The 26039-nt window shown below is 63.7% G+C and carries 26 protein-coding genes and 1 tRNA gene; 14 read left to right on the top strand and 13 right to left on the bottom strand.

Annotated elements, in window-relative coordinates; genetic code table 11:
- The first annotated feature begins 1 nt into the window (after nt 1).
- The 6 genes from Q0105_RS12585 to Q0105_RS12610 all read left to right on the top strand — a co-directional run bounded on the left by Q0105_RS12585 (nt 2) and on the right by Q0105_RS12610 (nt 5605).
- On the top strand, nt 2-889 hold the full coding sequence (locus Q0105_RS12585) for a phytanoyl-CoA dioxygenase family protein (RefSeq protein ID WP_298212265.1): 888 nt from the start codon (nt 2-4) through the stop codon (nt 887-889).
- Nucleotides 886-1521, top strand: coding sequence for a HutD family protein (locus Q0105_RS12590; RefSeq protein ID WP_298212267.1), 636 nt, complete (start codon nt 886-888; stop codon nt 1519-1521). Before Q0105_RS12585 ends, Q0105_RS12590 begins: the two co-directional genes overlap by 4 nt.
- A gap of 77 nt (nt 1522-1598) precedes the next feature.
- Nucleotides 1599-2912 carry an imidazolonepropionase gene (gene hutI / locus Q0105_RS12595; protein WP_298212269.1) on the top strand — a complete coding sequence of 438 codons (1314 nt, stop codon included), beginning with the start codon at nt 1599-1601 and terminating at the stop codon, nt 2910-2912.
- Nucleotides 2902-4302, top strand: a complete 1401-nt coding sequence (locus tag Q0105_RS12600) for a formimidoylglutamate deiminase (protein WP_298212271.1) — start codon at nt 2902-2904, stop codon at nt 4300-4302. The genes hutI and Q0105_RS12600 overlap by 11 nt, the downstream gene beginning before the upstream one ends.
- 141 nt (nt 4303-4443) lie before the next feature.
- Nucleotides 4444-5262 (top strand): N-formylglutamate deformylase, encoded by an 819-nt coding sequence (gene hutG, locus Q0105_RS12605; RefSeq protein WP_298212273.1) that lies wholly within the window; start codon nt 4444-4446, stop codon nt 5260-5262.
- Between the two features lie 139 nt (nt 5263-5401).
- Complete coding sequence (locus Q0105_RS12610; RefSeq protein ID WP_298212275.1) at nt 5402-5605, top strand: hypothetical protein; 204 nt, start codon at nt 5402-5404, stop codon at nt 5603-5605.
- Nucleotides 5606-5627: 22 nt separating this feature from the next.
- Here Q0105_RS12610 and asd read toward each other — a convergent pair whose 3' ends face one another.
- From asd to Q0105_RS12640, 6 genes are all read right to left on the bottom strand, one after another.
- Nucleotides 5628-6482, bottom strand: coding sequence for an archaetidylserine decarboxylase (gene asd, locus Q0105_RS12615; protein ID WP_298212277.1), 855 nt, complete (start codon nt 6480-6482; stop codon nt 5628-5630).
- A gap of 51 nt (nt 6483-6533) precedes the next feature.
- Nucleotides 6534-7250 carry an ABC transporter ATP-binding protein gene (locus Q0105_RS12620; protein ID WP_298212279.1) on the bottom strand — a complete coding sequence of 239 codons (717 nt, stop codon included), beginning with the start codon at nt 7248-7250 and terminating at the stop codon, nt 6534-6536.
- On the bottom strand, nt 7250-8023 hold the full coding sequence (locus Q0105_RS12625; protein ID WP_298212281.1) for an ABC transporter ATP-binding protein: 774 nt from the start codon (nt 8021-8023) through the stop codon (nt 7250-7252). The genes Q0105_RS12620 and Q0105_RS12625 overlap by 1 nt, the downstream gene beginning before the upstream one ends.
- Nucleotides 8016-9017 (bottom strand): branched-chain amino acid ABC transporter permease, encoded by a 1002-nt coding sequence (locus tag Q0105_RS12630; protein ID WP_298212283.1) that lies wholly within the window; start codon nt 9015-9017, stop codon nt 8016-8018. Before Q0105_RS12630 ends, Q0105_RS12625 begins: the two co-directional genes overlap by 8 nt.
- A 58-nt stretch (nt 9018-9075) precedes the next feature.
- Nucleotides 9076-9939, bottom strand: coding sequence for a branched-chain amino acid ABC transporter permease (locus Q0105_RS12635; RefSeq protein WP_298212285.1), 864 nt, complete (start codon nt 9937-9939; stop codon nt 9076-9078).
- Nucleotides 9940-10054: 115 nt separating this feature from the next.
- Nucleotides 10055-11242 carry an ABC transporter substrate-binding protein gene (locus Q0105_RS12640; RefSeq protein WP_298212287.1) on the bottom strand — a complete coding sequence of 396 codons (1188 nt, stop codon included), beginning with the start codon at nt 11240-11242 and terminating at the stop codon, nt 10055-10057.
- Nucleotides 11243-11739: 497 nt separating this feature from the next.
- Between Q0105_RS12640 and Q0105_RS12645 the strand changes: the two genes are divergently transcribed.
- The 4 genes from Q0105_RS12645 (at nt 11740) to Q0105_RS12660 (ending at nt 14576) form a co-directional block, all read left to right on the top strand.
- Complete coding sequence (locus Q0105_RS12645; protein WP_298212289.1) at nt 11740-12942, top strand: HPP family protein; 1203 nt, start codon at nt 11740-11742, stop codon at nt 12940-12942.
- A 231-nt stretch (nt 12943-13173) separates the two neighbouring features.
- Nucleotides 13174-13422, top strand: a complete 249-nt coding sequence (gene infA, locus Q0105_RS12650) for a translation initiation factor IF-1 (RefSeq protein ID WP_007856902.1) — start codon at nt 13174-13176, stop codon at nt 13420-13422.
- Between the two features lie 100 nt (nt 13423-13522).
- Nucleotides 13523-13599: transfer RNA gene (locus Q0105_RS12655), tRNA-Pro, on the top strand.
- 230 nt (nt 13600-13829) lie between these two features.
- Nucleotides 13830-14576, top strand: a complete 747-nt coding sequence (locus Q0105_RS12660; RefSeq protein ID WP_298212297.1) for a heparan-alpha-glucosaminide N-acetyltransferase — start codon at nt 13830-13832, stop codon at nt 14574-14576.
- A 93-nt stretch (nt 14577-14669) separates the two neighbouring features.
- Here the strand turns inward: Q0105_RS12660 and Q0105_RS12665 are convergent, their stop codons facing one another.
- From Q0105_RS12665 to Q0105_RS12695, 7 genes are all read right to left on the bottom strand, one after another.
- Nucleotides 14670-15455 (bottom strand): peptidylprolyl isomerase, encoded by a 786-nt coding sequence (locus Q0105_RS12665; RefSeq protein ID WP_298212299.1) that lies wholly within the window; start codon nt 15453-15455, stop codon nt 14670-14672.
- Between the two features lie 66 nt (nt 15456-15521).
- Nucleotides 15522-15785 (bottom strand): BolA family protein, encoded by a 264-nt coding sequence (locus Q0105_RS12670; RefSeq protein WP_298212301.1) that lies wholly within the window; start codon nt 15783-15785, stop codon nt 15522-15524.
- A 24-nt stretch (nt 15786-15809) separates the two neighbouring features.
- Nucleotides 15810-16349, bottom strand: coding sequence for a septation protein A (locus Q0105_RS12675; RefSeq protein ID WP_298212304.1), 540 nt, complete (start codon nt 16347-16349; stop codon nt 15810-15812).
- A gap of 23 nt (nt 16350-16372) precedes the next feature.
- Nucleotides 16373-16786, bottom strand: a complete 414-nt coding sequence (gene msrB, locus Q0105_RS12680; RefSeq protein WP_298212306.1) for a peptide-methionine (R)-S-oxide reductase MsrB — start codon at nt 16784-16786, stop codon at nt 16373-16375.
- Nucleotides 16783-18264: a protein adenylyltransferase SelO gene (locus Q0105_RS12685; protein ID WP_298212308.1), complete on the bottom strand. Its 1482-nt coding sequence runs from the start codon at nt 18262-18264 to the stop codon at nt 16783-16785. Before Q0105_RS12685 ends, msrB begins: the two co-directional genes overlap by 4 nt.
- A 71-nt stretch (nt 18265-18335) precedes the next feature.
- Nucleotides 18336-19403: an AraC family transcriptional regulator gene (locus Q0105_RS12690; RefSeq protein ID WP_298212310.1), complete on the bottom strand. Its 1068-nt coding sequence runs from the start codon at nt 19401-19403 to the stop codon at nt 18336-18338.
- 332 nt (nt 19404-19735) lie between these two features.
- Nucleotides 19736-20422, bottom strand: a complete 687-nt coding sequence (locus tag Q0105_RS12695; protein ID WP_298212312.1) for a Crp/Fnr family transcriptional regulator — start codon at nt 20420-20422, stop codon at nt 19736-19738.
- A gap of 203 nt (nt 20423-20625) precedes the next feature.
- Between Q0105_RS12695 and Q0105_RS12700 the strand changes: the two genes are divergently transcribed.
- From Q0105_RS12700 to Q0105_RS12715, 4 genes are all read left to right on the top strand, one after another.
- A complete protein-coding gene (locus Q0105_RS12700; RefSeq protein WP_298212314.1) occupies nt 20626-22269 on the top strand; it encodes a 3-(methylthio)propionyl-CoA ligase in 1644 nt (547 codons plus the stop codon).
- Nucleotides 22270-22456: 187 nt separating this feature from the next.
- On the top strand, nt 22457-23689 hold the full coding sequence (locus Q0105_RS12705; RefSeq protein ID WP_298212316.1) for a branched-chain amino acid ABC transporter substrate-binding protein: 1233 nt from the start codon (nt 22457-22459) through the stop codon (nt 23687-23689).
- A gap of 69 nt (nt 23690-23758) precedes the next feature.
- On the top strand, nt 23759-24712 hold the full coding sequence (locus Q0105_RS12710) for a branched-chain amino acid ABC transporter permease (RefSeq protein WP_298212318.1): 954 nt from the start codon (nt 23759-23761) through the stop codon (nt 24710-24712).
- A 4-nt stretch (nt 24713-24716) separates the two neighbouring features.
- Nucleotides 24717-26039: a branched-chain amino acid ABC transporter permease gene (locus Q0105_RS12715; protein ID WP_298212320.1), complete on the top strand. Its 1323-nt coding sequence runs from the start codon at nt 24717-24719 to the stop codon at nt 26037-26039.

The following is a 26039-nucleotide window of genomic DNA, read 5'->3' on the forward strand; positions in this document are numbered from 1 at the left end:
CATGCCCCCGCTTTCACCCGCCACAGACCCGCTCTTGCCAACGCGTTTTGCGCAGCGCCTGCAGGAGCGCCTGACCGCAGGCGACATCGCCCGCTTCGACCGCGACGGCGCGCTGTGCATCAAACAATTGCTCACGTCCGATGAGGTGGCGCTGCTGCGAAGTGGCATCGACGCCAACCTGGCCGCGCCCAGCCCGCGCGCCAAGGTCGCCAGCCGCCCCGACGACCCAGGCCGTTTTTTTGAAGACTTCTGCAACTGGCAGGACATCCCGCAGTTCGGCCGCTTTGTGCACGAAACGCCGCTGGCGCTGGCCGCGCAGCGCCTGATGCAGTCGCGCACCGTGCGGCTGTACCACGACCATGTGCTGGTGAAAGAGCCCGGCACGCGCCAGCGCACGCCCTGGCACCAGGACCAGCCCTACTACAACATCGACGGCATGCAGAACATCAGCATGTGGATCCCGGTGGACCCGGTCTCGCGCGCGGCCACGCTCGAATTTGTGGCTGGTTCGCACAAAGGCCCCTGGCTCATGCCGCGCACCTTCATGGACAACCAGGCCAAATGGTTCCCTGAAGGCAGCCTGCAGGACCTGCCCAACGTCGAGGCCGACCGCGACGCCTTCCCGATTGTGGGCTGGGAGATCGAGCCCGGCGATGTGGTGTGTTTTCACATGCTCACGCTGCATGCGGCGGGCGGGGTGGAGGGCACCAACCGCCGCCGCGTGTTCTCGGTGCGATTCCTCGGCGACGATACGCGCCATGCGCCCCGGCCCTGGAAGACTTCGCCCGAGTTTCCGGGCCTGGCAGACGAGTTGCCCGCAGGCGCTGAGATGGACCACCCGCTGTTCCCGCTGCTGATCGCGGGGACAGAGCCGACAGCCACACCATGAGGAATACGACGACGATGGCGATGAACTTCTTTGACCTGGCCACCACCCCCAGCACCCCGTGGAAGAACGGCGGCGGCAGCACGCAAGAGCTGGCCTGTTGGCCGCCCGGGGCGGACATGAACGACTTTGAGTGGCGCGTGAGTTTGGCCACCGTGGACCGGCCCGGCCCGTTCTCGGTCTTCCCGTCCATCGACCGCCAGATCATGCTGCTGGGCGGTGACGGCCTGCACCTGCGCAGCCCCGGTTGGGAGCACCGGCTGGAAGAGCGCTGGCAGCCGTTTGCCTTCTCGGGCGACGACGCCGTGGACGGCGCGATGTTGGGTGGCACCTCCAAGGATTTCAACCTGATGCAGCGGCGGGGCCTGTGGCACGGCCCGCTGCGCGTGGTCAGCGATGCGCAATCGCCCGGCAGCACGCCTGCGGGGCTGTGCATGGTGCTGCAGGGTGAGTGGCAGTGGGCGCAAGCCCAGAACGCCGCACCCAGTGTGTTGAAGGCGGGGCAGGGTTTCTGGTGGGCAGGCGAGGGCGACCCGGTGCCGGGCCGCCTGGAGCCTTTGCGCACTGGTGGTGTGGCTGATGCGCCCGCCCTGGTCTGGATCGCTTTGCAGCGCGGAGTGAATCCAGAAGTTTGAATAAAAATGGCCTCTGGCGCTTGATGAATAAGCGCTAATGGCTATTAATTTTGTAGCAATCAAAGCGATACCCAAAGATGTACCGGCAGATGCAGCACAAGGACAACAACAGCTTTGCGGCAGGCGAAAGCGCCGATGGCGTGTGGACCAACCTGAGGCCCGTGGCGGGCCTGGTGGTGGCCGATGTGCCCGTGCCCGATGGCTCACCCGCCTGTGTGGTGGTGCAGGGCGGCCGCATCGCCTGGGTGGGGCCCGAGGCGCAGTTGCCGCCCGCCTACCAGCCGCTGCGCCGCTGGGACGCAGGCGGCGCGCTCGCCACGCCCGGCCTGGTGGACTGCCACACGCACCTGGTCTATGGCGGCCAGCGTGCCAACGAGTTCGCCATGCGGCTGGCAGGCGCCACGTATGAAGAAGTGGCCAAGGCGGGCGGGGGCATCGTGTCGTCGGTGAAGGCCACGCGCGAGGCGTCGGAAGATGAGCTCTTCGCCCAGGCCGCGCCGCGCCTGCAAGCCCTGCTGGCCGAAGGCGTGTGCGCCATCGAGATCAAGTCCGGCTACGGCCTTGCCTTGGAGCACGAACGCAAGCAACTGCGCGTGGCCCGCCGCCTGGGCGAGGCCTTTGGCGTGACGGTGCGCACCACTTTTCTGGGCGCGCATGCACTGCCGCCTGAGTACGCCGGGCGCAGCCAGGACTACATCGACTTGGTCTGCCGCGAGATGCTGCCCGCGCTGGCGGCCGAGGGGCTGGTGGATGCGGTCGATGTGTTCTGCGAGCACATCGCCTTCACGCTGGCAGAGACGGAGCAGGTGTTCCAGGCCGCGCAGGCGCTCGGCATCCCCGTCAAGCTGCATGCAGAGCAGCTCTCGGACATGGGCGGTGCGGCCTTGGCCGCGCGCTATGGCGCGCTGTCGTGCGACCACATCGAGCATTTGTCGCAAGCCGGGATCGACGCCATGAAGGCCGCAGGCACCGTGGCCGTGCTACTGCCCGGCGCCTACTACACGCTGCGCGACACGCACCTGCCGCCGATTGCGCAGCTGCGCGAAGCAGGTGCACCCATGGCCGTCTCCACCGACCACAACCCTGGCACCTCGCCAGCGCTGAGCCTGCTGCTCATGGCCAACATGGCCTGCACGCTGTTCCGCCTGACGGTGCCCGAGGCGCTGGCGGGCATCACCACGCACGCCGCGCGTGCGCTGGGCCTTGCGGATACACACGGCCTCATCGCCGCTGGCAGGCCCGCCAACTTCGTGCTGTGGCCGCTGGGCGAGGCGGCTGAGCTGGCCTACTGGTTCGGCCACCAACCCGCCTGCACCATCGTGCGGCAGGGGCGGGTGGCTGGTGACGGCCTGGGAGTGCGCTCGCAAAAGGAGGCAGCCCATGGCGCATGACGCTTCACGCAGTCTTTTCGCGGCGGATGCGCTGCTGCCCACCGGCTGGGCGCGCAACGTGCTGGTGCAGTGGGATGGTGCAGGGCGTATCACCCGTGCCGTGGCTGACTCGGTAGCGCCAATGGGCGTTGCGGTAGCACCCGGCCCCCTGATCCCCGGCATGCCCAACCTGCACTCGCATGCGTTCCAGCGCGCGTTTGCGGGCCTTACGGAATACCGGGGGCAAAGCCAGGACAGTTTTTGGAGCTGGCGCAACCTGATGTACCGGTTTGCCGCGCGTATCACACCCGAGTCGCTGGAGGCCATTGCCACCTGGCTGTACGTGGAGATGCTGGAGGCGGGCTACACCAGCGTGTGCGAGTTCCACTACGTGCACCACGACCAGGGCGGCACGCCCTATGCCGACGATGCCACGCTGTCGCTGGTGCTGCTGCGTGCGGCGCGCAATGCGGGCATCGGTATCACGCTGCTGCCGGTGCTCTACCAGACCAGCGGTTTCGGCGCCAAGCCGCCGCGTGCCGACCAGGCGCGTTTTATCCGCGGCACCGACAATATGCTCTCATTATTGGAGCGCCTTGCGCCCGCTACACAAGCGCTGGGTGGTGTTTTGGGTCTTGCTCCGCACTCGCTGCGCGCCGTGCCGGAGGGCAGCCTTGCCGCTGCCGTGCAGGGCCTCACCGCGCTCAACCCCAAGGCGCCTATCCACATCCACATCGCCGAGCAGACGCAGGAGGTGGATGACTGCATCGCCTGGAGCGGCCAGCGCCCCGTGCAATGGCTGCTTGCGCACGCCCCCGTGGACGAACGCTGGTGCCTGGTGCACGCCACGCACATGACGCAGGGCGAATATGCAGATGCCGCGCGCACGGGCGCCGTGGCGGGCATCTGCCCCACCACCGAAGCGAATCTGGGCGACGGCATCTTCGACATGCCGCTGTGGCTGCAGCACGGCGGCCGCTGGGGCGTGGGCTCGGACAGCCATGCCTGCGTGAACGCGGCCGAGGAGCTGCTGATGCTTGAATACGGCCAGCGCCTGTCGCTGCGCCAGCGCAACGTGCTGGCGAGCAGCAGCCAGGCCGAAGTGGCCACCGCCATGACCTTGCAGGCCGTGCAGGGCGGGGCGCAGGCGGCAGGCCGCTCCATCGGCGGCATCGAAGCAGGCCAGCAGGCCGACATGGTGGCGCTTGATGCGCAGCATGTGGCGCTTTGTGGCCTGCCCGCGCACAGCATGCTTTCGTCCCACGTGTTCGGCAGCCACCGCACCTCGGCCATCGACAGCCTGTGGGTGGCGGGTGTGCAGCGCGTAGCGTTGGGCCGCCATGCCCTGCACGACACTGCCGCGCAAGCCTTCGTGGCCGCGCGATCGGCCACCATTGCGCCGGACGCCTGAGATGGTCCGGTCCCAGCCTCGTACCCCAACCGTTCGGGCTGAGCCTGTCGAAGCCTGGGCTTCTGCCGCAACTTGCCCTTCGATAGACCCAGGGCGGGCGGCTGGACTGAACAGCCGACGTGTATTACCGCACCCAAAACCATGACCAATACTGCCCCCCCACCGTTTTTGTTCCACCAGGGCACACTGCCGCTGCTGATCTCCATGCCCCACGCAGGCACCTATGTGCCGCCCGCACTGGCCGCGCGCTTCACTGACGAAGCCCGCCATGTGCCCGACACCGACTGGCACATGGAGCGCCTCTATGCGTTTGCGAAAGACATGGGCGCCTCCATCCTCGTGGCCACGCATTCGCGCTACGTGGTGGACCTGAACCGCCCGCCCGACGGTGCCAGCCTGTACCCCGGCCAGAGCGTTACGGGCCTGTGCCCGGTGGACACTTTTGACGACACGCCCATCTATGCCCAAGGCGATGTGCCCGATGATGCCGAGGTGGCCGCGCGCCGCGACACTGTCTGGGCGCCGTACCATGCGCAGCTGCGCGCCGAGCTCGATCGCATCCGTGCGCAGCACGGTGTGGCGGTGTTGTGGGACGCGCATTCCATCCGCTCCGTACTCCCGCGCTTTTTTGAGGGCAAGCTGCCCGACCTGAACCTGGGCACGGCCGACGGCGCGAGCTGCGCCCCCGCGCTGGCGCAGGAGTTGCTGGCCATTGCCCAATCCGCGCCAGGCTATACCGGCGTGCTCAATGGCCGCTTCAAGGGCGGGCACATCACGCGCCACTACGGCCAGCCTGCGAACAACATCCATGCGGTGCAGTTGGAGATGACGCAGTGCAGCTACATGCAGGAGGTTTTGCCGTTTGACTACCTGCCCGATGTGGCTGCGGGCGTGCAGCCGCACTTGCGCCGCCTGCTGGATGCGGCGCTTGTATTTGCGCGGGCGCAAACCAAGGGCTGAATCAGCGCTGACTTTGCCTTGCCGCAGCGCAGCAAGGGCAGGGATCGGTGCTAGGATGGCCCGAGCGGCCTCACCTTGTTTTTGCAGGCCGCGTGGTGCGCCAACCGGCCACCTTTTTTGCGGAAGGAGCCGCATCCTCATGGAATCTGCGGCGTATTACTACATGCCTTTGTTCAAGCCCGGCGCGGTCGTCCACCTGGGGGGGCGCCGCGAAACGGTGAGCCATGTGGTGGTGCGGCGCAGTGGTTTGATGGTGCACCTGGTGGGGCATGAATCCCCTGTGCATCCCGACACATTGCGGCTGGAGCCCAGCGCATTCCACATGAGCAGGGTGCCGGAGTAGGGCCTCCTGGGAACGGCCCCGGTCAGCCGGTCGTCGCTCGTTGCGCCATCGCTTCACCCAGCTGAATGGGCCCCGCGGGCGTCCACTGCGGGTTGAACTGCAGCGGCCCCTTGGGGAACAGCATCACCACGGTGGAGCCCAGCAGAAAGCGGCCCATCTCCTGACCCTTTTGCAGGCTCACCTGGCCGCTCGCGTAGTCCCACTGGCGCAGCGTGCCGGGGCGGGGCGGGTTCACCTGGCCATGCCACACGGTGGCCATGCTGCCCACGATGGTGGCGCCCACCAGCACCAGCACGAACGGACCTTGGGCCGATTCAAACACGCAGACCACGCGTTCATTGCGAGCGAACAGGCCGGGCACGCCGCGCGCAGTGGTGGGGTTGACGGAGAACAGGTCGCCCGGCACGTGGATCATGCGCGCGAGCTCGCCCGCGCAGGGCATGTGGATGCGGTGGTAGTCGCGCGGGCTCAGGTACAGCGTGGCGAAATGGCCGTTCTCAAAACGCGCGCCCAGTGCCGCGTCGCCGCCCACCAGGGCGGTGGTGGAGTACGAATGGCCCTTGGCCTGGAAAATCTGGTCCTTGGCGATGGGTCCGAACTGGCTGATGGCACCGTCCACGGGGCAAATCAGGTCGGCATCGGCCAGCGGGCGCGCGCCGTCTTTCAGTGCCCGCGTGAAGAAGTCATTGAACGAGGCGTAGCTGGCGATGTCGGGGTTGGCCGCTTCGGCCATGTTCACGTTGTAGCGGGCCACAAAGCGGCGGATCACCGAGGTGGTGAGGCCCCCCAGCCGGGCTGATGCGAACTTACCCGCCAGGGCGGTCAATGCCTGCTTGGGCATGAGGTATTGCGGCAGAACTGCCAGGCGATCAGACACGGGCGAACCCCTCGAAGACGAAAGCGGCGATTCTATCGGCGTGGAGGCCGTTTAGACCCCGAGGTACTGCTCCAGCAGTTCGGGTTGGGTATGCAGTGCGTCCGAGCTGCCCTCGAACACCACCTGGCCTTTGACCAGGATGATGTTGCGGTCGGTGATCTGCGTGACGTGTTTCCAGTTCTTGTCCACGATCACGCTGCTGATGCCGCTGTCCTTGATGAGGCTGCAGATGCGCCAGATCTCGCGGGCGATCAGCGGGGCCAGGCCTTCGGTGGCTTCGTCGAGGATGAGCACGTCGGGGTTGGTCATGAGCGCGCGGCCGATGGTCAGCATTTGCTGCTCGCCACCGCTGAGCTGCTGGCCACCATGGCCCAGGCGCTCCTTCAGGCGCGGAAAGGTCTCCAGCACGCGCTCATAGGTCCAGTCGCGCTGGCCGCTGGTGCCCGCACGGGCGGCCATCTGCAAATTCTCGACCACGCTGAGGTTGCCGAAGATGCCACGGCCCTCGGGCACATAGGCGATGCCCAGCCGGGCGACTTCGTAAGGCGGCTTGCCCGTCACGTCGCGGCCCGCCACGGCCACGCTGCCCGAGCGCGGCTTGACCAGGCCCATCAGCGACTTGAGCAAGGTGCTTTTACCCATGCCGTTGCGGCCCATGAGGCCAATGGTTTCGCCCTTGCCCACGGTGAAGTCCACGCCGTGCAGGATGTGGCTGCTGCCGTAGAAGGTGTGGATGCCCCGGGCATCGATCCAAGGAGCGCTACTCATCAGTGGTCTTCTCCCAAATAGGCGGCCTGCACGCCCGCATCGGCGCGCACATCGGGTGGCGTGCCATGGGCGATCACCTCGCCGTTCACCATCACTGTGAGGTGGTCGGCCAGCGCAAACACGGCGTCCATGTCGTGTTCCACCAGCATGATGGCGTGGGCGGGCTTGAGGCGCTGCAACATATCGACCATGCGCTCGGCCTCGGCCACGCCCATGCCCGCCAGGGGTTCGTCGAGCAGCAGCACCTGCGGCTCGGTGGCCAGGGTCATCGCAATTTCAAGCTGGCGCTGCTCGCCGTGGCTCATGGCACCGGCAATCGCCGTGCGCCGGTCTTTCAAGCCAGAAAGCTCGATAGCGCTTTCCAGGCGTTCGGTAGTAGCTCTGTTTTTGATAGTGTTTGCGCGCGTATCCTGCCACCAACGCAGCGGGTTCCAGGGCTGCTGCGCATCGCGCGACTGGGCGGCCAGGCGCACGTTTTCGTGCACGGTGAGCGGCAGAAAGATGTTGGTCTTCTGGTAGCTGCGCCCCAGGCCCTGGCGCGAGATGCGTTCGGGCGCCCAGCCGGTCACGTCGGCGCCGCCCAGCAGCACCTGGCCTGCGGTGGGGGGCAGGTCGCCTGAGAGCAGGTTGGTCAGCGTGGACTTGCCTGCGCCGTTGGGGCCGATCACGGCGTGGATGTGGCCACGCCAAAGGTCCACGGACACGCCGTTGACGGCAGCCAGGCCGCCAAAGCGCTTGGTGAGCTGGCGGGCAGAGAGCAGGGCGTCAGCCATGGTGTGGGTCCTCCTCGGCCTTGCTGGCACCCTGGCGCTGCGCCAGCATGCCCAGCAGCCCGCGTGGCGCGGCCACGACCACCAACACGATGAATCCGCCCATCAGCAACTGCCAGTGTTTGGTGATGTCCTTGAACACATGCAGCAGGTATTCGAAAGCGAAGGCCCCGACGATGGCCCCCGCAAAATTACCCATGCCGCCCAGGATGACCATCATGATGGCGTGAGCACTCATGTGAAAACCCATCAGCTCGGGGTTCACATAGCCGGTTTGTGCACCCCACAGGTAGCCCGCCAGCCCGGCCAGCGCACCCGCCACGGTAAAGGCAGTGAGTTTGTAGCCACGTGTGCCAAAACCCATGGCACGCATGCGGTGTTCGTTGATGCGGATGCCCGACAGCGCCCGGCCCAGCGGACTCCAGAGCAGGCGGCGCAGCAGTACATAGACGATGACCACCAGGGCCAGGGTGAAGTAGTAGAAGGTCTTGCGCCCTTCGAGGTCGAACGGCAGCCAGCCAAAGATGGACGCATCGGGCCGGAAGTTGATGTACAGGCCGTCCGAGCCGCCCAGCACCTTGTTGTCGAAGAACAGGTAGAACACCATCTGCGCAAACGCCATCGTGACCATGATGAAGTAGATGCCGTGCGTGCGCACCACAAAAAAGCCGATGACCAGCGCCACCAGCCCTGCACCGGCCACAGCCAATGGCAGCGACCACCACAGGCTCACTGGCGTATCGGCGGGCGTGAGGAAGGCCAGCGCATAGCCCGCCACGCCGAAGTAGGCGGCATGGCCCAGCGATACCAGGCCTGTTACGCCCTGCAGCAGGTCTAGGCTCATCGCAAAGATGGCCATGATCATCATGCGCGTGACCATCTGCACGTAGAAGTCGCTTCCGACGAACGGAAAAGCCAGCAATGCCACCAGGCCCAGAGCCAGGGTGAACTGCGCGCTGCGGGGCAGCACTTCGATATTGGCGCGGGGTGTGCTCATAGGTGGCCGCCGGGCTGCGAAGCGTGTGGGGCGCACGGGGCGACAAGCATGGGGGTCATCATTGTTTGAAGAGGCCTTCTGGTTTCCACAGCAGCACGGCTGCCATCAACATATAGACCAGCATTCCGGCCATCGATGGCAGAAGCACCTTGCCGAAGGTGTCGACCAGCCCCACCAGCAGGGCAGCGATGAGTGCACCACGCACCGAACCGATGCCGCCAATCACCACCACCACAAAACACATGATGAGCACCGAGGAGCCCATGTTGGGGTAGACGCTGGACACCGGTGCGGCCACCATGCCCGCCACCGCCGCCAGGCCCACGCCCAGTGCAAAAACGATGGCGTGGATGAGCTTGATGTTCACCCCCAGCGACTCGGCCATGTCGCGGTTGAAGGCCCCCGCGCGGATCTTCATGCCCAGGCGGGTCTTGGAAATCAGCAGGTACAGGGCCACGGCCAATGCGATGCACACGCCCGAGATGAAAAGCCGATAGACCGGATAGGAGAGGGTGTCGGTGAGCGGAATGGACCAGTCGAGCACCTTGGGAATGGGCACGCCGTGGACGTCGTCGCCCCACAGGATGGAGCGCAGTTCTTCAAAGATGTAGATCAGGCCAAAGGTCAGCAGCACCTGGTCGAGGTGGTCGCGGTGGTAGAAATGGCGAAACAGCAGCCACTCCAGCGCCAAACCAAACAGCACGGAGAGCACAGCGCCACCCAGAATGGCGAGCGTGAGGCTGCCGAAATGCCCCGACAGCGAGTACGCCAGATAGGCCCCCAGCATGTAGAAGCTGCCGTGTGCCAGGTTCACCACGCCCATGATCCCGAAGATCAGCGTGAGGCCGGCCGCGAGCATGAACAGCAGCAGCCCGTACTGCACGCTGTTGAGCAACTGGATCAGGAAGGTGGCGAAGTCCATGGGGGGCCGTGGGTGGAGTGCAACAGATCAGGCCGCACGGCGCGCAGCCGACAGCAAAGAGCCCCCCGCACGGAGACCATGCGGGCGGGTCGGGAGGCGCGTGCCGTGTGCGGGATCAGCCCATGCGGCACCCGGCGCCGCTGTCGGCCAGGGCCTTGGCGGCCACGCCGATCACCTTGTTCTCCTTGTTTTCGACGCGGCGCAGGTAGATGTCCTGCACCGGGTTGTGGGCCTTGCTCATGGTCCACTTGCCACGCGGGCTGTCGATGGTGGCGCTCTCCATGGCCTTGATGATGGCGGGCTTGGCGGACAGATCACCCTTGACCGCATTGGCGCCCTGCACCAGCAGCAAGCCGGTGTCGTAGCCCTGCACGGCGTACACGTCGGGCTGGCTACGGAAGGCCTTGGCGTATTCCAGCCGGAACTGCTTGTTGCGCGGCGTGTCCAGCGAATCGCTGTAGTGCATGGTCGTGATGATGCCGTCGGCGGCAGGGCCAGCGGCCTCTAGCACGCCCTCGGTGAGGAAGCCCGAGCCATACAGCGGGATCTTGTCTTTGAGACCAGCCGCAGCATAGTCGCGGATGAACTTGGCCGCGCCGCCACCCGCAAAGAAGCAGGCCACGGCATCGGGCTTGAGGGCCGCGATTTCGGTCAGCAGTGCCTGGAACTCCACGTTGGGGAAGGGCAGGCCCAGTTCCTTGACGATAGTGCCGCCTGCCTTGGTATAGCTTTCCTTGAAGCCTTCAAAGGCCTCATCGCCAGCCGCATATTTCCAGGTGATCCACACGGCCTTCTTGTGGCCCTTTTCGACCATGGCCTTGCCCAGCGCCAGCGTGGGCTGTGAATTGCTGAACGAGGTGCGGAACACGTTGGGTGCGCACAGTGCGCGCGTGGCGGCATGCACGCCCGCATTGGGGATGAGGTTGAGCACGCCGGTGTCGCGCGCCACCTTCTGAATGCCCATCTGCACGCCCGAGTGCACGGTGCCGATCAGCACATCCACCTTGTCGCGCTGCACAAGCTTGCTGGCGTTCTCCACGCCCTTGCTGGGTTCGGACTCATCGTCCACCTTGAACCATTCGATCTCACGCCCGCCCAGTTTGCCGCCTTGCTGGTCGATCGCCAGGCGCACGCCGTTCTCAATGGCCACGCCCAACTGCGCGAAGGTGCCGGTGTAGGGCAACATGAAACCCACACGCACCTTGCCACTTTGGGCGCGCACGATGGAGGGCAGCAACAGCCCCGTGGATGCGGCGCCCACGAGGGCGGCGCTGCGGCTGATGACGAGGCGGCGGGTAGTCATATGGCTTGTCTCCTTTGTTTAGGCTTAAAGTAATTTACCCCAAGCATTCTGTGGTGAATACTTATGGGATACCCGTACCGTCGGGTGAGGGGCAGCATCAAGATGTGCGTGGGGCGGGATTTTTCCTGAAATCAGCCCCGGTCGGACATGCGCAACCGCCTGGCCGATCGCCTGTGCATTGGGTGGCATGAGTGTCTCGATACAAGGCATCTTCAATATGAATTAAATTGCATCATTCAATTTTTCATGCAGTATAGATCATCAATTTTGAGCTGTGCGAACTTGTTTGATCTCTTGGTGTCAGTAGTTTCGAGCATAGGAAACCCCATCAAACCGCACGAGCCATTCCCCATGGCTGCGTGGATTCGTGGGGGAATCTGGGTGCGCTAGCCCACAAAATGACCATCTCGGCGACACTGCATGCCTGCGCTGCGTGTTGCCGAGGCCCGGCCCCTGGTGATTTTTGGTGGCTGCGCCGCAGTGCTTCTGTTTTGTCCATGTCTCTTTCCTCACCCCCAACCCCGCCTTCTTCTTCTGCAGCGTTGCCGGTGCGTGTGCGCCTGGTCCGGTGGTTGCGCCACTTCTGGCCCGCCCCCTTGGGCATTGATGGGCGTGAAAGGCTGCGTTTCATAGTGGGTGCGGTGATTGGGGTGCTGCTGACGGCATTGCTTAGCCGCTGGTGGGCGGGCAGCAGCGGCTCGGGCCCCTGGATGGTGGCTTCGCTGGGGGCCAGCGCTGTGCTGGTGTTCGGCATGCCGTCGAGTCCGTTGGCCCAGCCTTGGCCTCTGTTGGGTGGCAGCACCCTGTCTGCCTTGGTGGGGGCGGTTTGTGTTGCACTGATCCCTGATCAGGCGCTAGCGGGGGCTGTGGCCGTGGGACTGGCGATCGCGCTCATGGTGCCGCTACGCTGCCTGCACCCGCCGGGCGGAGCGATGGCGCTGTATGTGGTGCTGACGGCGGGCGACGGGTGGCATCTGGCCGTGTTTCCCGTTTTGTTCAATGTGCTCGTGCTTCTGGTGGCAGCGGTGATTTACAACGGGCTGACCGGGCGCCGCTATCCCCATCCGCAGCGCGTAGTGGCCCGCACCGATGTGGCCCAGGGGGCGTTTACCGCGTCGGACGTGGATGCTGCGCTTGCGCACTACAACCAGGTGCTGGACGTGAGCCGGGCCGATCTGGAAGGGCTGTTGCATCTGGCGGGGCGTGCGGCGTTCCAGCGGACGCTGGGCGAGTTGCGCTGCTCAGACATCATGTCCAAGCCGCCCCTGGCTGTGGAGGCGGGCGTTTCGCTCAAGGATGCCTGGGCCCTCATGCGCGCCGAGCAGATCAAGGCGCTGCCTGTGGTGGATGCGCAGCACCTGGTGACCGGTATCGTGACGGTGGCCGACTTCATGCGGCTGGCCAACCTGGATACGCACGAGGGGCTAGGGCAGCGCTTGCGCGCGCTGGTCATGGGGCGCGGCGGTCAGCCCCAGAGCGTGGGTGAAATCATGTCGCACCCGGTGCAAGTGGCGCGCGTGGCGCAGCACGCCATGGATCTCGTGCCCTTGTTCTCTCAGGGCGGGCACCACCATATTCCCATCGTGGACGGCGATGAGCGCCTGGTGGGGGTGATCACCCAGACCGATCTGGTACGGACTCTGGCGATGGCCGTTCAGGGGCGTGAAGGCTCGCCAGCGGACGCCAAAGCGAGCCCATAGGCAAAACCTAGCACATCGCGGTACAATCGACAGGCTATGCACAGCGCCTAAGCCTGTCCATTGAAGCCGTCTCCCACGGCCCTCTGCCTGATCTGCGCCCAGGGTGCAGCGACTCCCACCGCCCGCAATGCACCGTGTGTCGAGCACCGACCACGTTGTATCCGCCGTGGTGGAAGCCTCCCAGCGTTCAGGCGCCGATCACAGAATATTTGTTTTGAAGAGATAAAGAACATGGCCAAAGAAGAACTCATCGAAATGCAAGGCTCCGTCACGGAAGTCTTGCCCGACTCGCGCTTTCGCGTAACGCTGGACAACGGCCATCAACTGATCGCCTACACCGGCGGCAAGATGCGCAAGCACCACATCCGCATTTTGGCGGGTGACAAGGTGTCGCTGGAGATGTCTCCGTACGACCTGTCCAAGGGCCGCATCACGTTCCGCCACCTGGCCGGCCGCGGCCCTGGCCCGAGCAGCCGCTAAGCCCATCAATTGGTCTGCCTTCTGCAGCTTTTCAAAAAAAATGCAAAAAGCAGGTATCGAGCCAAAAATCATGAAATCTGCGGGTTAGAATACGAGCTGTCGGAGCGTAGCGCAGCCTGGTAGCGCATCTGCTTTGGGAGCAGAGGGTCGCGAGTTCGAATCCCGCCGCTCCGACCAATGTTTGAAGGCCTTGCAGCACATGCTGCAAGGCCTTTTTTCTTGCCCGCGTTTTTGAGGCTTGCAGTAGTGTCTGTGCGCACGTGCATGCAAACGTTCGTACCATCTGGCGGTCGTACGCTTCAGGGCCACATGTGCCCACATCCCGATTGGCTGATCACGCAATGAAACGCTCTTCGTCCGCTGCTGCTCTGTCTGCTTCTCCCTCCTTGTCGCCTTCGGCTGAAGCCATGCCCAAGCGTTATGACGCAGTGGACGCATTGCGCGGGTTGGCCATGGTGTGGATGACGGTCTTCCATTTTTGCTTTGACCTGAGCCACTTCGGCTTTTGGCCACAGAACTTCCGCATGGATCCGTTCTGGACCACGCAACGCACCTTGATCGTGAGTCTCTTTCTGTTTTGCGCAGGGCTGGGCCAAGCCATTGCGTGGCACCAGGGGCAGGGATGGCTGCGCTTTGGGCGCCGTTGGGGGCAGATCGTGGGCTGCGCTTTGTTGGTGACGGCAAGCTCCTATGTCATGTTTCCGCAAAGCTTCATCTACTTCGGGGTGCTGCACGGAATGGCCGTGATGCTGTTGATTGCGCGGTGCACCGCCCATTGGGGCCGGTGGCTGTGGCTGGCTGGGTTGGTGGCCGTGGCGCTGCCGCCGCTGGCGCAGCATGTCCTGAGCGGCATGTGGGCCGAGGCTGCGCCGTGGCTCAATGGCCGGGCGCTCAACTGGCTGGGTCTGGTCTCGCGCAAGCCTTTCACCGAGGACTATGTGCCGATTTTTCCGTGGCTGGGCGTGCTGTGGTGGGGGCTGGCCGCGGGCCAGTGGATGCTGGCGCACCGGTCGAACTGGTTGCAGCGCTCACTGCCTGGCGGCCTGCGCCCGTTGGCGGCCCTGGGGCGCTGGAGCCTGAGTTACTACATGCTCCATCAGCCGGTGATGATGGGCTTGTTGATGGCGGTGGCATGGGGCCTGGGGCACGGCTGATGCAGCCAACGGATGCGCTGATGCGCCCATAAAAAAACGCGACCGAGGTCGCGTTTTTTGTCGGCATCCCTAGCGGGATTCGGTTGGTTCCGATTACTCGACCTTGGCCTTGGCGCGCAGGTCTTCCTGGAACTTGGCCAGTTTTTGCTGTTGCAGTTGCTGGGCGACCTGGGGCTTGACTTCTTCCAGCTTGGGCAGTTCGGCCTGGCGCACATCGTCCAGGCGAATCACGTGCCAGCCAAATTGGCTCTTCACGGGGGTCTCGGTCATCTTGCCCTTTTCGAGCTTGACGAGGGCTTCGGTGAATTCGCTCACGTAGCTGGCGGGGTTGGCCCAGTCCAGGTCGCCACCCTTGGCGCCGGAGCCTGTGTCCTTGGACTGCTTCTTGGCGATGTCTGCGAACTTGGCGCCCTTCTTGATGGACGCAATGATGGCTTTGGCGTCGGCTTCCTTTTCCACCAGGATGTGGGCAGCCTTGTATTCCTTGCCGCTGTTGGCGGCCACGAACTTGTCGTATTCGGCCTGAATTTCGGCGTCCGTCACCGGGTTAGCTTTTTGGAAGTCGGCGAACAGTTCGCGGATCAAAATGGTCTGGCGGGCCAGTTCCATTTGGGTTTTGTAGTCTGCCGAGGCTTCCAGGCCGCGCTTTTGCGCTTCCTGCATGAAGACTTCACGGGCAATGACTTCTTCCTTGATCTGGCCTTCGATGTCGGGCGTCACAGGGCGGCCCGAGCGTTCCACCTGTTGCTTGAGCGCTTCGACGCGTTCCTTCGGAACGGCCTTGCCGTTGACGATGGCCACGTTCTGGGCGGAAACCGGCAGGGCCAACGTGCCCAGCACGGCAGCGGCGACGAGGCCGGACAGGAGCTGTTTCTTCATGCGAAATCCAAAAAATGAGAGGTTGTTTGCCAGCTGAAATCCGGCAGCTGATGATTTGGGGCCGGCTCAGAGAACTTCAATGGCGAGGGCGTGAACGCCTTGGTCAATAAATTCTTGCAGCGCATCATACACAAGGCGGTGCTGCGCCACGCGGGGCCGACCTGTAAAGAAAGGTGACGCAATGCGCACCCGGAAATGGGTGCCGAAGCCCGTGCCATTGGCTCCGGCGTGGCCTGCGTGAGCGGCACTTTCGTCCAGGACCTCCAGCTCTGTAGGGGTGAGCTTTTCGGCCAAAGCCTGGTGCATCTGTTGGGCAAGGGTCGTCGTCATGTGCGGCTTTGTGGGTGGGCTGTCTCAGGCGGTGGGCTCGTCGCTCTTGAGGTGCGGTGCGATGTAGATGCCCTGGCCGATCAGGAAGACCAGCGGAAAGGCGTAGCCCCAGAGCTTGAAGTCCACCCAGGCCTCGGTGCTGAAGTTGACCACTACGTAGGCGTTGATCGCCGACATGAAGGCGCAGTAAACGATCCAGGCCACGTTGAGCCGCAGCCACACCCGGTCGGGCAGCTCCAGCTGGCTGCCCAGCAGCATCTTGAGGAAGTTCTTCTTCATCGCCCACAGGGCAACGGCCAGCGCGATGGACATGGCGCCATAAAGCACCGTGGGTTTCCATTTGATGAAGCGGTCGTCCTGCAGCACCAGCGTGAGCGTGCCAAACAGCAGGATGAGGACCAGCGTGACCTTGTGCATGGTCTGAAGGCGCCGGTCGATGGCATAGATCAGCGCCATCTGCGCTGCGGTGGCAGCCATGAGCACGGCAGTGCCCACGTAGATGCCATAAAACTTGTAGGCCCCGAAGAACAGCAGGATGGGAAAGAAATCAATCAGAATTTTCATGGAGTCGGGGACATTCTCGGCGTTCAGCCTCTGTCGGATTCGAAGTCGAGCGACGCTGAGTTCATGCAATAGCGCAGGCCCGTGGGGGTGGGGCCGTCTTCAAACACGTGGCCCAGGTGCGCCCCACATTGTGCACACACCGTTTCGGTGCGGACCATGCCATGGCTGCGGTCCACGATCTCTTTGATGGCGCCGGGGATGGCCTCGGAGAAGCTGGGCCAGCCGCAGCCCGCGTCGAACTTGGTGACCGAGTCGAACAGCTTGGCGCCGCAGCAGACGCAATGGTAGCTGCCATCGGCCCAGTGGGCTTCGTATTTGCCGGTGAAAGGGCGCTCCGTGGCCGCGTGGCGCGTGACCTGGAAAGCGGCGGGCTCGGCGCCTTTTTCGCGCAGCTCAGCCTGCCATTGGGCATCGGTTTTTTGAACAGAGTAGGTCATGATGAACAGCTGATCTCAATGGAAGATGCCCAGTCGGGCGGGAAGGCTGCGTAGGCGTCGTGCCCTGGGTGCTCGTCAAAGGGATGTTCCAGCAGCCGCTGAAGGGTTTGGAGTTCGCTGAAGTCGCCGAGTTTCGCTGCGCGGATGGCCTGCTCGCCCAGGTGGTTGCGCAGGATGAATTTGGGGTTGGTTTTGAGCATTAAATTGGCACTTTGCGCACGATCATCAAGCGCAAGCAGCTCTGAATATGATAGCAACCATGTGTCGAAAGCCGCCCGGTCCGCGAACAGGTCGCGCGCTGGCTCGAAATCGCTGCTGCCCACGGCGTGTGACAGGCGCCGCCAAAAGATCGTGTAGTCCACGCCGTTCTTGGCCAGCAGGGTCAGGACGCCGTCGATCAGTGCCGCATCCTGCTCGCGCACGGCGCCAAGGCCCAGTTTGGCGCGCATGCGGGCCATGAAGGCTTCGGGGAAGACGGTTTTGTATGGCTCCAATGCGGCTTTGGCCAGATCCTCGTCGCCGATCAGCGGCAGCAGGGCCTGGGCCAGGGCAAACAGGTTCCAGTACGCCACGTTGGGCTGGCGGTTGTAGGCGTAGCGGCCCTGCGTGTCGCTGTGGTTGCCCACATGGCCGGGCACGAAGGCGTCGAGAAACTGGAACGGGCCGTAGTCGATGGTCAGGCCCAGGATGCTCATGTTGTCGGTGTTCATCACCCCGTGGCTAAATCCCACAGCCTGCCATTGGGCCATGAGATGGGCCGTGCGCTCGCTCACGACCTGTAGCAGGGCGGCGTAGGCATTGCCGCCCAATTCAGTGGTGCTGCGGCATTCCGGGTAGTAGCGGTCGATGACGTAGTCGGCCAGCGTGCGCAGTTGGGGCTCCATGCCGTTGGCCGAAAAGTGCTCGAAATGGCCGAAGCGCACAAAGCTCTGCGCCACGCGGGTGACCACGGCGGCGGTTTCGGTTTCCTCCCGGCGCACGGGGGCTGGCGAGCCAACGATACATAGCGCCCGCGAGGTGGGTACACCCAGTCCATGCATGGCTTCGCTGCACAGAAATTCGCGGATGCTGGAGCGCAGCACGGCGCGCCCGTCGCCCATGCGGGAGTAGGGCGTGCGGCCCGCCCCCTTGAGCTGAATCTCCCAGCCGCTGGCGGTTTCGCCCAGCAAAATGGCCCGGCCATCGCCGAGCTGGCCCGCCCACACGCCAAACTGGTGCCCGCTGTACACGCTGGAAAGCGAACGGCCCCCTGCGGGCAGAGCGTTGCCTGCGAAGACCTGCAGCGCTGCGTCGCTGTGCAACCAGGTGCTGTCAAGACCGATGAGTGCAGCCACATCGGTGCTCACGCCCACCCAGTGGGGCGAGGGCAGCGGGCTGGGGCGCAGTTCGGTGAAAAAGTCCGGGCCCAGCGCGGCGAAACGGTGGTCCCAGGCCAGGCCGGTTTCGGGGCGGGTGGCGCTGTCGGCGGTGGGGTTCATGGCTGGAATTGTCTCGCACCATGGATGACCCGGTGTGGGCAGGGCCTTGGCAGGCCGGGGCGTTTGCCGCCCTATGCGCTGGGGGTGAGCGCTTCGGCCTCGGCCCCAGGCTGCTGCTGTTGCTGCTGCAATTGCGCGCGGTACTGCCCCGGCGGCATGCCAAACCAGCGTTTGCAGGCGCGGAACATGTTGCTCTGGTCGGCAAAGCCCAACAGGTCGGCCACTTCGGTCAGGTTGCGGCGGGGGTCTGACAGGTACTGGCGGGCCAACTCGCAGCGCGTGTCGTCGAGCAACTGCTGGTAGGTGGCCGATTCGGCCTGCAGCCTGCGCTGCAGGGTGCGGTCGGTCATGTGCAGGCGGGCGGCGATGTCGTCGCGGCGCGGTTCGCCCTTGTGAAGGATGCGTGCCACCTCGGTGCGCACCCGCGTGCTGGCCAGCGAATGGCCGAGTTGGTCGAGTTCGGTTTCCACCAGCCGTTCGTGCATGGCCCACAGGCTAGGGTTGTGTGTGGGGATGCTGGCCAGCAAATCTGCCTCGGCCAGAAGGAATCGGTTGGCTGGCTGGCCAAAGCGCGGAAGCATGCCAAAGGCGGCTTGATAGCGCGCTTCATTGCCAGCGGCCGGTGGCGGCGTGACCAGCTCCACGCCCAGGGGTCGCAGGTCGCGGCGCGTGAGCCAGCAGCACAGCGTGAACAGCGTGAGCAGCGCGTATTCCACACGCTGGCGCGGAATGGGCCGGGCGGCGCCGATGTGCGTGATGGACAGCCAGTAGCCGCCGCGCGCATCGCGCTCCATGTCGAAGGTGGTGCAGTCTGAAATCACCGCCATGTGGCGCCTGAGGTGCTGAAACCCCACCAGCAGGCTGGGGCCGGACGCCAGCGCATAGCCCACCACATCCACGTTGCCGTAGCGGGCCGTGAGGTGTGGGCACAGGCCCAGATCCACCTTGCCCGAGCGCGCCACGGCCAGCTCCCACAGTCGGCTGACCCGGTCCACATCCACGCGGGTTTGTGGCTGCTGCAACGATGCGAGGTCGATGCCTGCCTCGCTGCACAGCTCGGCCACCGGCAGCCCTTCGGCGGCCATCATGTCGGTGGTGCCGCGCACCCAGGCGGCAGAGCTTGTACGGTGGGAAGTCATGGCTTCAGCGGGGATCAGGGTTTACGCGCGATGGTGGCCTGAAGTCAGTGTTTTGGCAAGGTTGCGATAGTACCGAAAGGCCCGCTGTTTTCCACAATCCAGCCTCAAGGTTGTGCCTTATTTATTGGATGGGATGCGTTCCCGAAGCTTCTAAGAAAAGTTGAGACAAGACATGGTTGATGTGTGTTGGCGTAAGCCCCAATGGTTGGGGGTGGTGAGTTTCTCGCTGGCAATGGCTGGCTGTGGCGACGGCGGTTCGGGCGCTGTGCCAGGGGCGTTCCCACCGGTGGCAATCCTTTGAGCCGCGCGCTTGCGCAGAAAGCGGCGTCAGGTCATTGCGCCGCCGTGGCCGCGAGGTACGCGTTGAGCGCATCGTCGTCCACGATGGCCACGCGCCCGAAATCCAGCGACACGATGCCCATGTCTTCCATCACACGCAACACCTTGTTCACGGTCTGCCGCGACAGGCCCACCAACTGGCCCAACTCGTCCTGTGTGAGGTTCAGCCTCCGTGTGCTGCGCCAGAACAGCCGACTCAGGTACAGCGCCACGCGGTGCTCGGTGGACTGCGTGCGCCCGGCCTCGATGATGGTCATGGCCTGCCCCAGCCGCATGTTCAGGTGCAGCACCAGAAACTGGTTGAAGGCCAGGCTGGTCTCGCGCAGCATGGCAAACAGCGGCAGTGGCAGGCACATCAGTGTGGTGGGGCGCAGTGCCACCACGTGGTATCTGCGGGGCTCGGGCTTCATGGCCGAGCCTTCGCCAAACCATTCGCCATCTGGCACGCCGATAAAAGCCGAAGACCGCCCTTTGCTGGCCGGGCTCTGCAGCATGACCAGGCCCGAGAGCACCGCATGCCAGCCCGCCACGGCGCTGCCCGCAGGCAGCATGACCTCGCCCTTGCCACCTTGCGCCGTGAACACCTCGCTGCGCAGGCGCTCTTGCAGCGCGGCGGGAACGCTGGCAAACCAGAGCTGGGCTGAAATGAACCGCGGAGCAGATGGCGAGGCGCTGAGCATGTGCGCGATTGTCGCCGCACCGGGGCGCAAAGTGCAGGGTAATCCCTCGGCCTTTGTCAATGGAACGACAGGTGTTGGCGGCTGCATGCATGCGGCGCACACTGGAGCGCTACCGGCCGGCGCGCATGACGTTGGAGACACATGGGTTTCAGGCTGCGCGTTACCATGATCTTTCCCTTCACTACAACATCCAAGGAGCTCCCATGCTGGGCCTGATGCAAAGTCAACCATTGCTGATTTCGTCGCTGATCGAGTTCGCCGAACGCCACCATGGCGACGCCGAAATCGTCTCCCGACGGGTAGAGGGTGACATTCATCGCTACACCTATCGCGACCTGGCTGCGCGAGCGCGTCGGCTGGCTGGTGCGCTGGACGATCTGCAACTGCAGTTCGGCGACCGCGTGGCTACACTGGCCTGGAATGGCTACCGCCACATGGAGATGTACTTTGGCGTCTCCGGCTCAGGCCGCGTGCTGCACACCGTCAACCCGCGCCTGCACCCCGACCAGATCGCATGGATCGTCAACCACGCCGAAGACCAGGTGCTGTGTTTTGATGTCACCTTCTTGCCCCTGGTGCAGGCGGTGCACGCCAAGTGCCCCACGGTGAAGAAGTGGGTGGCCTTGTGTGATGCCGACAAGCTGCCTGCGGATTCGGGCATCCCTGGCCTCACGAGCTACGAAGCCTGGATCGGCGCGCATTCGCCCGACTACGCCTGGCCCGAATTCGACGAGAACTCGGCATCGAGCATGTGCTACACCAGCGGCACCACGGGCAACCCCAAGGCCGCGCTGTACAGCCACCGCTCCACCACGCTGCATGCTTACGCTGCCGCATTGCCCGATGTGATGTGCCTCTCGGCCCGTGATTCGGTGCTGCCCGTGGTCCCCATGTTCCACGTCAACGCCTGGGGCATTCCTTATTCGGCAGCGCTCACGGGTTGCAAGCTGGTGTTCCCCGGCCCGGCCATGGACGGCAAGTCGATCTACGAACTCATCGAGACCGAGAAGGTCAGCTATGCGGCGGGCGTGCCCACCGTGTGGCAGATGATGCTGGGCCATATGAAGGCCGGAGGACTGAAGTTCTCCACGCTCAAGCGCACGGTGATTGGTGGTTCGGCCTGCCCACCCGCCATGATCCATGCCTTCAAGGATGAATATGGCGTGGAGGTGCTGCACGCCTGGGGCATGACCGAGATGAGCCCGCTGGGCACGCTGTGCACGCTGAAGAACAAGCACCTGGCTCTGCCCAAGGACGAGCAGATGAAGATCTTGCTCAAACAGGGCCGTGCGATCTATGGCGTGGACATGAAGATCGTGGACGGCGAGGGCAACGAACTGCCTTGGGACGGCAAGACCTATGGCGATCTGCTGGTCAAGGGCCCGTGGATCGTGGCCAGCTACTTCAAGGGCGAGGGCGGCAATCCGCTTGTCAAGGATGCCCAGGGCAGGGAGTGGTTCCCCACGGGCGACGTGGCCACCATCGACGCCGACGGCTTCATGCAGATTACCGACCGCAGCAAGGACGTGATCAAGTCCGGCGGCGAATGGATCAGCTCCATCGACATCGAGAACATTGCGATGGGGCACCCTGCGATTGCAATGGCGGCTTGCGTGGGCATGCCGCACCCCAAGTGGGACGAGCGCCCCATCGTGGCCGTGGTCAAGCGTCCTGGCGCAGAGGTCACGCGCGAAGAACTGTTGGCCTTCTACGAGGGTAAAACGGCCAAGTGGCAGATCCCCGATGACGTGGTGTTCGTGGAGTCGATTCCATTGGGCGCCACCGGCAAGATGCTCAAGACAAAGTTGCGTGAGCAACTCAAGGATTACAAGCTTCCGGGCCTGTGAGAAGGGCGTGGCTCAACCGGGTCTGCGCCATGCGCGCGGGCCTCGGTTTGGCTGCCCACGATTGGCGTGTGAGCTCGGGGGAGCGCTGCGCCAGTCACGTGTGCGACGCTGGTAGGGGCAATCCCTGAGCATCGCTTTGTTGCAACGCGGTACGCTGCGTTGTGTCGATTCACTAGGAGACAAAACCATGAAATTTGCTATTAAGGCTGTAGCGGCATCGGTAATTCTGGCAAGCGCTGGCGGGGCATTCGCTCAAAAGGGCGAAACAGTGAAAATCGCTTGGCTCGACCCCCTGTCGGGCCTGATGGCAGCCGTTGGAACGAACCAGCTCAAGAGCTTCCAGTTCATCTCTGAAGAGTTCAACAAGAAGAACGCCGCAGGCGTCAAATTCGAGATCATCGGCATCGACAACAAGCTCAGCCCGCAAGAGACTACCAGCGCCCTGCGCTCGGCCATGGACCAGGGCGTGCGCTACGTGGTGCAGGGCAACGGATCGGGCCCTGCGCTGGCCATCATGGATGCGCTGGAAAAACACAACGCACGCAATCCCGGCAAGGAAGTTCTGTTCCTGAACTATGCCGCCGTGGACCCAGACCTCACCAACAGCAAGTGCAGCTACTGGCACTTCCGCCTGGATGCAGACACCTCCATGAAGATGGAGGCGCTGACGACCTACATGAAGGATCTGCCCGAGGTCAAGAAGGTTTATCTGATCAACCAGAACTATTCGCACGGCCACCAGGTCTCGAAGTTCGCCAAGGAAATGATGCAGCGCAAGCGCCCCGACGTGCAGTTTGTCGGCGACGACCTGCACCCCCTGGCCCAGGTGCGTGACTTTGCTCCCTACATCGCCAAGATCAAACAGTCGGGTGCCGACAGCGTGATCACCGGCAACTGGGGCTCCGACCTGGCGCTGCTGATCAAGGCCGCCAACGATGCGGGCCTGAACAACGTCAACTTCTACACCTACTACGGCGCCGTCACGGGCAGCCCCACCGCCATGGGCGCAGCCGCCGCAGGGCGCGTGTACATGGTGTCTTACTCGCACATGAACATGCCGGGTGAGATCAACAAGATCGTGGTGGACTACAAGAAGAAGTTCAACGACGACATGTACACAGGCTCGGTCTATCACGCCTTCTCCATGCTGTCGGAGGGCTTTGCCAAGGCCAAGTCTACTGACCCGGTGAAGGTGGCTGCGGCGCTGGAAGGCATGAAGTTCAAGAGCTTCAACGGCGAAGTCGAGATGCGCAAGACCGACCACCAGTTGCAGCAAGGCCTGTTCATTACGAAGTGGGAAAAGGCCGGTGGAAAGTACCCACTGGACTCCGAAAGCACGGGCTACACCTTTGCCCCTGTGAAGTACTACGAGCCCTATGTGGCCAGCACGCCCACCTCGTGCCAGATGAAGCGTCCGTAAGTCTTGCTGACCGCTTCGAGGCCCGACTTGGCTCGGGCCTTTTTTTTCCCTTTGTAATGAAAAATTCCAATGAATCTCGAGTTTTTCGTCATCTCCTTGCTGAACGGCGTGAGCTACGGGCTCCTGCTGTTCATGCTGAGCTCTGGCCTCACGCTGATCTTCAGCATGATGGGCGTGCTCAATTTTGCGCACACCAGTTTCTACATGCTGGGCGCCTATTTCGCGTTCACCATCTCTGGGGTGGTGGGCTTCTGGCCTGCGCTCGTGATCTCGCCGTTGGTGGTGTTCGTGTTGGGTGCCGCCTTCGAGCGTTATTGCCTGCGCCGCGTGCACAAGTTCGGCCATGTGCCTGAGCTGCTGGTCACGTTCGGCCTTTCGTACCTGATTCTGGAAGTGGTGCAGCTTGTGTGGGGCCGCTCCACTGTGCCCTACGGCCTGCCCGAGCAACTGCAGGGCCCGTTGTTCACGCTGTATGGCACGCAGTTCCCCAAGTCGCGTTCGTTTGTGATGCTGGTGGCGATGCTGATGCTGGTGTCGGTGTGGCTCCTTTTGACGCGCACGCGCATCGGCCTCGTGATCCAGGCCGCACTGAAGTACCCCGAGATGGTGGAAGCGTTGGGCCACAACGTGCCCCGCGTATTCATGCTGGTGTTCGGCGGTGGCGCTGCGCTGGCGGGCCTGGCGGGTGTGATCGGCGGCAACACCTATGTCACCGAGCCCGCGATGGCTGCTTCGGTGGGCTCGATCATCTTCGTGGTGGTGGTGGTGGGTGGCATGGGATCGCTGGCCGGTGCCTTCCTGGCATCGCTGCTCATCGGCCTGGTGCAAACCTTCGCTGTGGCGCTCGACTACTCGCTGATCAACGTCTTCGAGGCCGTGGGCGTGGCCGTGACCGACCAGACCTTTGGTTACCCCTTGCTCAAACTCACGATCTCCCAGGTGGCGCCTATCCTGCCTTACCTGTTCCTCGTGCTGATTCTGATCTTCCGCCCCAAGGGCCTTTTGGGCACGCGGGAGGATTGATGCCATGAACTCCATGACCAACACTGTTTCAAGCGCTACGTCGCACTACCGGTTCAAGCCCTGGAATGTCGGGCGGTTCGTCATCTGGACGCTGTTCGCCATTGCCCTGATCGTGGCGCCCATGCTGTTTCGTAGCAGCCTTGCGCTGACCATGCTCTCGCAGATCGGCTACCTCATCATCATCTGCCTGTCCTACAACATGTTGCTGGGGCAGGGGGGCATGTTGAGCTTTGGCCATGCGGTTTACACCGGCCTGGGCTCGTTCATCGCCATCCACGCGATGAACATGGCGAGTGCGGGCCGCTTCAACATTCCGCTGGTGCTCATCCCCATCGTGGGCGGCTTGGCCGGGGCCTTTTTTGCCATCTTGCTGGGTTTTGTTACCACCAAGAAGTCGGGCACCACGTTTGCCATGATCACGCTGGGCATTGGTGAACTGGTGGCCTCCATGGCGCTGATGTTCCCCGAGTTCTTTGGCGGCGAGGGCGGCATCACCACCGACCGCGTGTATGGCAACTCGTTCTTCGGCATCAGCTTCGGGCCAGCCATTCAGGTGTATTACCTGATCGCTGTGTACTGTTTTGTCTGCACGGCCGCCATGTTTGCCTTCACCGGCACGCCGCTGGGCCGCATTTTGAACGCCGTGCGCGACAACCCCGAGCGCGTGGAGTTCATTGGCTACAACACGCAGCGGGTGCGCTACTTCGCGTTCATCATCGCGGGCTTCTTTGCTGGCATCGGCGGCGGCCTGGCCACGATCAACTTCGAGATCGTGACCGGCGCCGACAGCCTGAGCGTGCTCCGCTCGGGTGGCTACCTGCTGTTCACCTTCCTGGGCGGGGCCACGTTCTTCTTCGGCCCCATCATCGGTGCGGTGTTGCTGGTGCTGGCCTCGGTGCTGTTGTCCGAGCTGTCCAAGGCGTGGCTGCTGTACCTGGGTCTGGTGTTTCTGTTCATGGTGATGTATGCGCCTGGCGGCGTGGCCAGCCTGATCATGATGAACCTGCGCCTGGCCAAGTTCGGCAAGCTGCGCCAACTTGTGGCTTCTTACCTGGCGCTTGGTGGCACGGCCTTGGTGGGAGTGCTGGGGGCGGCCTGCATGATCGAGATGACCTACCACCTGCAGCTCAATGCGGCGCTGGGGCCTGAGGTGACGTTCCTGGGGGCGTCGCTCAACGCCAAGGGCTTTACCACCTGGTTCGGCGCCATCTTTGTGATGGTCACGGGCTTTGGCCTCTTCGAGTTGTGCCGCCGTCAGTTTGTGCGCCAGTGGGGCAAGATCCAGGAAGAAATAGAACATGAAATCAAGCGCGGGGAGGCTTTGTGA

The organism is Acidovorax sp. (assembly GCF_027492855.1).
Classification (GTDB): Bacteria; Pseudomonadota; Gammaproteobacteria; order Burkholderiales; family Burkholderiaceae_C; genus Acidovorax.